An 8,848-nucleotide genomic window follows, 5' to 3' on the forward strand; every position below is an offset into this window, starting at 1 on the left:
ACCATTCAGCCACATGCTGCGCGATATGCGGCGGAAAGTTTGGGCTGATCCGCCATTACTGCTGGCGAACGGCCCTTTGCTCCAAGAAATGCGTCAACCGCTTTAAGGCGCGGCGGGAGGCCGATCAGAATTGGTTGCGACGGGGGCGAGCCGCTTAGGAATGGACTGAGTTGTGCCGGTACGACCCTGGTCAGAGAATTCAAGTGGCCCTCTAGAGCGCGTGGAAATCAAGTGACAGAAACATCGGCAAAAATAATCGACTTCAGAGCCTACAGGGCCAGCAGGCTGGCTCGGTCTGAGCGCCTTCGCGACGACATCTACTCGACCGCGACTCTCGCTGCGCTTACGGCGGCCTGTGACTTTTGGACGTTCCTGGCCTGCCATCCGTTTGCTTTGCTCGGTGCGCCAGCGCGAAAGCGGGAGGCTAACGAGTACCCCTAGGGGGCAGACACGCAGATGTGCCTAAAGACGAAGTCCCCACGCGTGCATCTGCAGCTCGGTCCGGTCGAGCCGTCACCGTTTGGAGAGACTGCAACTAGCCCAGAAACGCGTGCAGATGGTGGCTCGTCGCGAGCGCCGCTCCTCGATTGAGGCCGCGGCTGGCATAGCCGCTGAAACTGCACGGGAAGACGAGCCATCGGGAGGTGAAATCGCGATGAGGAAGGTCTTGTCTCATGGTTGCGCGACCATTGGGCTGTTTTTGCTCTGTTCTCCAGTTCTAGAGAAACTGGGATCTCCATCCTCCATACCATTGACAGGTTTCTCCTGCCTTCTCTAGGAAGCGCCGACGGTGTGTGGGGAGCGGATTCAATATGAGCCACAGTTCAGAGCAGCCTCTAGAGCGTGTCACGATTCCGGCACTGCAGCAGTGGAACGATAAAGGACGGCGTGTCGTGATGACCACCGCCTACGATGCGGTTGCGACGCGCATCGCGGATCCCATTGTCGATATCATCCTGGTCGGCGATAGCGTTGGAAACGTCTGCCTGGGATTCGACAACACGCTGCCCGTCAGCGTGGCCATGATGAATCATCACCTGGAGGCTGTTGCGCGCACGAAGCCTCATGCCCTGCTTGTGGCCGACATGCCCTTTCTGAGCTTTCATGTCGGTTCTGAGGATACGATTCGCAACGCAGGAGGTTTTCTGCAGCGTGGCGCCGATGCTGTGAAACTCGAGGGTGGTGCCAAACGCATCGATATGGTACGCGCCTTGGTCGATTGCGAAATTCCTGTGATGGGACATCTCGGTCTGACCCCGCAGAGCGTCAACGTCATGGGTGGATTCAAGGTGCAGGGACGGACAACGGATACCGCCTTGCGGCTGCTCGATGACGCCCACCGTCTGCAGGAAGCCGGCTGCTTCGCGCTGGTCCTGGAGGGCATTCCTGCCGAGCTCGCGGCGCGAGCGACCGAATGTCTCACGATACCCACCATCGGGATCGGAGCAGGACCTGATTGCTCGGGCCAAGTGCTCGTGTTTCATGATGTCTTGGGGCTAACCGAAGGTCATCGCCCCAAATTCGTTCGTGCCTATACAAATGGATTCCAGCTGTTCCAGGAGGCGCTGTCGCGCTGGGCTGCCGATATCCGCAAAGGTGCATTCCCGGGCTCGGAGGAGTGCTATCGGCTTCCTGATCAGCTTCGGCATGCCGTCGCCAACTGGGTGCCCTCCAATTCAACCTCAAGGTAAGAAATGCAAGTCATTACGAAGGTCGCTGAGCTGCGTCGCGCCCTTGCAGACGTTCGCAATGCCGATAAGCGCATCGGATTCGTTCCGACGATGGGATACTTGCACGACGGCCACCTGGCCCTGATCTCGGCAAGCCGGGGACACTGCGACGTCACTGTCGTCAGCATCTTCGTCAACCCCACTCAGTTCGGCCCAAATGAGGATCTCAGCAGGTACCCTCGCGACTTCGCGCGCGATGAAGCGTTGTGCCGCAGTGCCGGGGTCACCATCATCTTCGCGCCAAGTGCAGAGGAGATCTATCCGGCTCAATTTGAGAGCTTTGTCGAGCCGGGCGAACTCGCAAAACCGCTCTGCGGTGCTTTCAGGCCTGGACATTTTCGTGGTGTAGCGACTGTCGTCTGCAAGCTATTCAACATGGTGCAGCCGAACGTCGCGTACTTTGGACAGAAGGATTTTCAGCAATGCGCTGTGATACGCCGCGTGACGGTTGATCTGAATCTTCCGATCGAGATTGTCACTGTGCCAACCGTGCGGGAGCCAGATGGGCTGGCAATGAGCAGTCGCAACCGTTATCTCAGCTCGGAAGAACGTGGTCGGAGCCTTGCGATCAGCCGTGGCTTGTTCGCCGCAGCGCATGAGTTTGCCTCAGGGGAGCGCGATGCGGCAACGCTGATTGCGCTTGCAAGAAAGCATTTGGAAATGGTCGATCGACTGCAGTACCTTGAGCTTGTCGACACTGGGACCCTAAGGATTGCCGAGAGCCCTCTGCGCTACCCGGCGGCACTCTGTGTCGCAGCGTACGTCGGCTCCACTCGGTTGATCGACAATGTAGTCCTATCCCGGTCGCCATCGTAGCTAGATCCGCAAGTGATTGCGCTCACAAACAGTCGAACCGGATGGGTTGGCCCTGAAATCCTCAACATCTCTCGAAGGCGACCCGGAACTGCCCTTTGCGTGCTGAACAACTGCCCCCCCGCTCAACCTCATGATGTCGGCTGAGATCGGCTCTGCCGGCTGACGGGGTGGAGCGAGGCGGGGCCGCTGCCGCGCTGCCGAGAGCAGCCAAGTGCGAGTTCGCTTTCCGTTTTATGATTTCGGCGGCTCGCTTGGACACTCCGGGGCGTTCCGACCGCTTTGCGCGCTTTTTACGACGTCGCGCAAAACAATTTCAGAAAGTCGTACAACCAGCTGTTTGAGGCGCGCAATCTCCTGCTTGCACCGCTTCAGCTCGTGCTGTTCGTCTGTCATCACAGATGGTGTGCGACGATAGCTGCTGCCGAGATGATTCATGTAGCTCCCTTTCCGATTCGACAAACACAGCAGATAATCTGAACAGCCCAGTTGCTTCTCTTCCCTGAACGAGGCGCCTCGGCGTCAGATCAGAGCGTTTCACACGCAGCCCGCGGTGGGCTGGTTGCTAGCTCACTCCCTGCAAAGGGCCTTCGCCCAGGTCGTAGATTCGACGGCACTTTCGGCGACGCCATCTCGCTCGTCGCTCAAGCTCAGTTGCAGTAATGACCCCCAACAATGTGGCCGCGGAATATGCCGCCCTCCGGCTGCATGTGATTGCTCTGGGCGCAGACTGGTAACAAAATGGCAATATCGATTAATGCAACGAGCCGCGCTCTCGCGCTCAAATCCTGCATTGCGGCAGCGCCTCCGATGAATTTTCACGCGACGTTCGCGTCTCCGTGCTGGGGTCCTTCAGCAGGCTTATATGTCCAAAACGCAAGTCGCTACCGAAATCATCCGCCTGCAAGCGGGCATGCCAAAGGAGGTTTGCTCAAAATCGTGTGCTGCCAATACCTGCAATTATGGATCACTAACCACACGCCCATGACCATGAAACTACTTCACGATCGCGCAGACGACCTCCTAAGCTGCATAAAGCCGAAGTTCCCTCAAGAGCGGCCAGGAGGGCGAGTCAAGGGGGCACTTAGCGCGGGCGCCGGATCCTGGCCCGATTTCGTCGCCAGACGCGGGGCGGGCGCTGGTTTTTGACGCAAAGATATGCTTCAACGCATGAATTGAAGTCCCTCTACAGTGCAGGATGCCAAGCGGTCGGGTTTGGAGCCGATAGGGAGGTCTGCGAAAGCGCCTCACCGTATGACGCCGGCGTCCGCGCCTACGTTGCCTCCAAAATCCTGAAGGCCGCCATCAGAGATGAGACGTGCCCCAATCTGCTTAAACAGATCGGTCAGGAAGCTCTTCCAGAGCACCAACGATGTGGCGATTAGATCTAGGACATGGCTTGTCATTGAGGCGAATTTCCAAGTCACAGTGCTGAAGGTCCTGGCCTGCTATCCAGATTCGCGCGCGCCGTCGCGTCGCCTGCGGCATAGCGATCCGGCCAGCTCGCAGAGGTGTATCGTGGTCGCAAATCGATGGCGGCCTAACGTCACCCAAGACGCGGCGTTATCCGATGTGAATCGGTTGGCGCGTTGCTCGCTGCGAGGCCGATCGTTGAAACGAGCTGCTCGCACAACAGGCAGCGCATCCAAGCCTTGGCGCACGCACCCTTGCGCGCCACGATGCCGGTGAGGCGTCACGCTAATAACCTTCGTCCGGAAACGAGGGCGAACTCAGTGTTCGGCGCCGGAGCGCCATCACTCAAGCGAGCGGGTGCGCCATTGCTGTCTACTCCTGTGCGAGCCCCGCAAGTGCCCTTTCAATCACTGTGATGTCTTGACTGACCTGAGCGATCGCTGGCTTCGGATCAACTCCGGTAACGCACTTCAACTGCTGCAGTAGCTCCCGCCGATGCGCCAGAAGGGTCTCCAGCGCGCTGCGGTTGCTTAGTTTCACATAGCCGTCGACGATCAATCCAATCGAAAGAGACATCGAAACTCTCAACCAAAGCTGTTCTCAACGTAGATGCGTATAGCACATCGACAAACGATGTTCAGCTCGTCGGGAGAGAATACTGACGGGCGAGCTTGTTAGCGACAAGCGTCCGGCGCCGGGGGCGTGACCGACTATTCCTTGCGCCTTACAAGCATCCAGCTCTGTTTGAGCGACTAGCCGAGCAGAAGGACGGCTATGGCGAGCCAAAAACGCTGCGGATCGTCGCGAGGGTTGCTAGGCTAGGGGAGGGAATGATATCACGAACTAGCATAGTCTTATCCGCCTGCCGAACGGCTTCCGAGATGCGATGGCAGGCGGCGCGTTGATCGACGACATGCTCGCCTGAATATCTCTTCGTAGAGATTGCGACGACCTCAGGAGCGTCCAGGATGCTCGATGAATATTTGGCCCGCATTCGTGCTCACCGTAACACCATCCACCGCTATTCTCGCCTGCTGAAGTCGAACCTGTCGGATGTCGAACGTCAGTTCATTGAAGGACGCCTCACCGAGGAGCAGGCGGCCCTCGAGTCTCTTTCGGCCGAGACCTTCCCGCTCGCGTTCAGCCTTCCGAAGCGGACGGACATGTCGGCAAGATAGGCGCGGAGCCGCGAACGACGCTCGCATTCGGGACCACGCGATTTCTCGCCGACGGCATCATCATGGGCTCGCGACCCGGCAAATAATCGATGATATCCGCCCGCTGTCGGCCCAGCCCCAAGACCTAATCTGCTGACCTGCACATGAGTTCATTCGGCTCGGGTATCAGCTGCTCAATCTATATCGGCTTTTGCCTTAGAAAGCCGAACTATTCGACCGGTTCTCGCTCCGGACCCGTTTGTATTCGGCCATATCTCGACAATTTGTTAGATTGGCTACACGCCCAGCCAAATCGTTCTCACTCGCTTGCCAGCTGAGACAGCCACAACTTCATCTTTCATCGGCCTGCCACCACGGCATGAGATTTGCTCTACTGGCGGCGAGAGGCACAGCAAGGAGGGAAACGACTTGCCAAATCTGCGATTGGAGACAGTTTATGTCGCCGGCAATATCTCCAGCAGCATTCTGGGGAATCCAAAGGTAAGCGGCGGCACCACGCCAAAGGTGGAACATCAAATTGGTACGCGTCGATCGGGCTCGGCTGCGAAATACCCTCGCGCCGATATTTTCCCTAGTCGCCGTCGGGCAAATGGCAGGCCTTTTGCGTGTAGCCGATCCCATAGGACTGCTGCACGGGCTCTTCGCGACCGACGGTTGGTTGTTTCGACGGACCGCAGTCGGCAGCGCGACAGGGAAGTCGCAGTTCCGGGGCAGAACAACGGCCTCCAGCTTTTGGATCAATCACTTCAACCTGCACCGGGCGATCGAACACTATGATTGTGCGTAGCCTGCGCGACGTCGAAGCAACCGATCACTTCGTCGATTGGGGCAATGGTACTAGCCACCGCCTTCTGACCGATAAGGACGGCATGGGTTTTAGCATCTGCCACACCGTGGTGCGCGCTAACACCGTTTCGCTTCTGCAATACCGGAATCATCTCGAAGCCTGCTACTGCATCGGCGGAGAGGGCGAGGTCGAGGACATGGACGGCAATGTCTTTCCCATTCGCAGGGGTGACATGTATGTGCTTGACAAGCATGACAAGCATTTCCTGCGCGGGGGACGGAACAACGACATGATCCTCGTAAGCATCTTCAACCCGCCCCTTACCGGAACCGAGCGCCACAAGCTCGACGACCCGGCGGGCTCCACATATTGAGTGATGCGAAGAAACGCCAATACAACATGAACTGCCGCTAATTGCGAGATAACGAGCAATCCAGCGCTGCCTCGTATCGCACGCGGACCTCAGAAAAAGTCTTTGTTCCGGTTTTACGAAAGGCGCACGCGATGCGCTTCGGCGGAGCTGACAAAATACTTTGGCATTCCAGGTCCATTTTCCCTTGTCCGGAAAGACCAGGCGGGCGGAGGTTTGTGCCGATTGATAGCGCGCTCAATTGTACGATGTCTGGCGACGCTGTTGGACAGCTGACATAGCGCTGCTGTGGCTTTCGCATTGATTGAATTCGATTTCACCGTTGGCACGATAGATGCGTAATCGTCTAAAGGGCGCCATAGAGGAGAAGTCGTTCGATGAGGACGCTTACCAGAAACTCTGACGCGGTTGAGTGGCAGCTGCGATGCTGCCGGCACCATATTTGGTGATGCGCAAGGTTGGCACGAAGATTGAGTGATCTGCTTCGGCGAAGGGTTTCGTCACATCAATGCAGACCAGCCTAAGCCCGACAACAGATACGAACCGATGTGAGCGATTTGCGTGAATCAAGAAAGTCGCCTTCCGAGCTTGAGCGATGAACAGGTGCAGAGCATATCTGCCGCGCATGAACTGCTAGCGCGTGGGGAGGAGTTTTGGCGACGGCGGCTCGAGCAGTTTAGCAGATTGCATCTTCCTTTTCTGTCATCGTCCGTGGCTGCGGCGCCTTCCCGATGGCAGTCGAGTTCGTGGTTTAGCCCAAGCGGTTTGGCTAAACTTTCCCCACAAGATCGCTCGGAATATTTGGTGACCGCTTGGCTGATCTATCTCACTCGAGTCACCGGGCAAAAAGAGTTTCAACTGGGATGGAAGCCTGCATGGGACGGATTGCAAACTGGCTCCAAACTCGTAATCGCCTCCGTCGTGCCGATGGAGGTTTGCATTGAGCTTGCTTATGATTTTGAAGAAGTGCGCAAAACCGTAGCGGCCGAAGTCGCTCAGCTGAGGGCACACGCCAGCTTTGCCCGAGATCTTATCGCGCGCTGCCCGACCCTGCGAGGAGTGGAGGCGCTACGGGCGCGCCACCCTTGGCCGATTGGTATTGCAATCGCGACAGAAAGCTGTTCCGTCGCCGACGATCTGTCGGCGAGCCACAAGACTGGCCAAGCCTTATGCGGCGATTTGCTGACCTTTGAGGTTCGCGCTCTGGATGGGAGCTTCCGCTGGCATTTTGATGCCGCTCGATTGGCGCCCAAGCAGATCGACGGCATGACGCAGCATTTGCAAGTTTTGTTACGCGGCGTGATGGACGATGCGGGGCAGTCTGTCGGCCGAATCGGCATTCTGCCAACCGACGAACGCGCGTATCTGCTTGAGGATTTGAATCGGACGGCGGCGCCTTTTTCGTTTGAGCGATGTATCCATGAGTTGTTCGAGGCGCAGGTGCAAAGGGCGCCGGAAGCGGTTGCAGTGGTCCATGAGAGGGAGAGACTGAGCTATGGCGAACTCAATGCGCGGGCCAACCGCCTGGCGCATTATCTGATCGAGCTCGGGGTCAAGCCGGACCAGCCGGTGGCGATCTGCCTGGAACGCAGCCTAGCGATGGTGGTCGGTGTGTTGGCGATCATGAAGGCTGGCGGTGCCTATCTGCCGCTAGATCCGACTTATCCGTCAGCGCGGCTGCGGCAGATTGTCGACGATGCAAAACCGAAACTGCTGCTTTGCGATGTCGCCGGTCGAACCGCATTGGGCGCCGATGCCGTGGCCGATGTGACGGTGGTCGATCTGGAGACGACGACCCCGGCTTGGGGCGAGCGGCCGCCTTCGAACCCGGACCCGGGCACGCTTGGCCTCACATCGCGCCATCTCGCCTATGTCATCTATACCTCCGGCTCAACCGGAATCCCCAAGGGCGTTGAAATGTCCCATGGCGCGCTTGTGAATTCGCTTGCGGGCATTGGCACGTCAAAACAGCGCACACTTCAATTCGCGACCCTGAACTTCGATGTGTCCTGTCAGGAATTGTTCATCTGTTGGAAGGACGGCGGAGTGCTTGTGCTCGTGCGGGAACAGACCCGGAGGCGCTTCTCCGACCTGCTGGAATTTGTAGAGCGGGAGGCCATCGAGCGGCTTTTCCTCCCGTTCGTGGCATTGAATCATTTTGCGGAAGTCTGGAGCACGCAGCGGGTGCAGCTGCGCGCTTTAAGAGAGCTTTATACAGCCGGCGAGCGATTACAGGCCACTCCACTGCTTAGGGCGTTCTTCGAAGCACATCCGAACGCGAGATTGATCAATCAATATGGGTCCACGGAAATCAGCGTCATTTCCGAGCACCACCTTGCAGCTGATCCGTCATGTTGGCCCCAGATGCCTCACGTCGGGCGTCCAATCGCCAACACGCGGGTGTACTTGCTGGATGGCTATGGCGCGCCTGTGCCGTTCGGCGCGGTGGGCGAGCTTTACATTGGCGGGGCGGGGGTGGCACGGGGCTACCTCAACCGCCCTGAGCTGACCGCGGAGCGGTTCATCGCCAGTCCCTTTGTCGAGGGCGATCGGCTGT

General features: G+C 58.0%; 7 protein-coding genes. 5 read left to right on the forward strand and 2 right to left on the reverse strand.

Annotated features, from left to right (window positions below):
- Positions 1-812 precede the first annotated feature (812 nt).
- Together panB and panC are read left to right on the forward strand one after the other, a co-directional pair.
- Complete coding sequence (panB, locus tag I6F21_RS27795) at positions 813-1,691, forward strand: 3-methyl-2-oxobutanoate hydroxymethyltransferase (RefSeq protein WP_225183816.1); 879 nt, start codon at positions 813-815, stop codon at positions 1,689-1,691.
- 3 nt (positions 1,692-1,694) lie between these two features.
- Positions 1,695-2,546, forward strand: coding sequence for a pantoate--beta-alanine ligase (panC, locus tag I6F21_RS27800; RefSeq protein WP_225143632.1), 852 nt, complete (start codon positions 1,695-1,697; stop codon positions 2,544-2,546).
- A 231-nt stretch (positions 2,547-2,777) separates the two neighbouring features.
- Here the strand turns inward: panC and I6F21_RS27805 are convergent, their stop codons facing one another.
- The gene (locus I6F21_RS27805) at positions 2,778-2,981 is read right to left on the reverse strand and encodes a hypothetical protein (RefSeq protein WP_225130842.1); all 204 of its coding nucleotides are present in this window, start codon (positions 2,979-2,981) and stop codon (positions 2,778-2,780) included.
- Positions 2,982-4,328: 1,347 nt separating this feature from the next.
- Positions 4,329-4,532, reverse strand: a complete 204-nt coding sequence (locus tag I6F21_RS27810) for a hypothetical protein (RefSeq protein ID WP_225130840.1) — start codon at positions 4,530-4,532, stop codon at positions 4,329-4,331.
- Between the two features lie 392 nt (positions 4,533-4,924).
- On the opposite strand from I6F21_RS27810, the gene I6F21_RS27815 reads away from it, so the two are divergent.
- The 3 genes from I6F21_RS27815 to I6F21_RS27825 form a co-directional block, all read left to right on the forward strand.
- A complete protein-coding gene (locus I6F21_RS27815; RefSeq protein WP_225130838.1) occupies positions 4,925-5,134 on the forward strand; it encodes a hypothetical protein in 210 nt (69 codons plus the stop codon).
- Positions 5,135-5,907: 773 nt separating this feature from the next.
- Entirely contained in the window at positions 5,908-6,294 is a 387-nt protein-coding gene (locus I6F21_RS27820) for an ectoine synthase (protein ID WP_225130830.1), read from the forward strand.
- Positions 6,295-7,095: 801 nt separating this feature from the next.
- A partial coding sequence (locus I6F21_RS27825; protein WP_225183817.1) for an AMP-binding protein occupies positions 7,096-8,848 on the forward strand: 1,753 nt, incomplete at its 3' end.

It is taken from the genome of Bradyrhizobium sp. NBAIM03 (genome assembly GCF_020194055.1).
GTDB lineage: Bacteria > Pseudomonadota > Alphaproteobacteria > Rhizobiales > Xanthobacteraceae > Bradyrhizobium > Bradyrhizobium yuanmingense.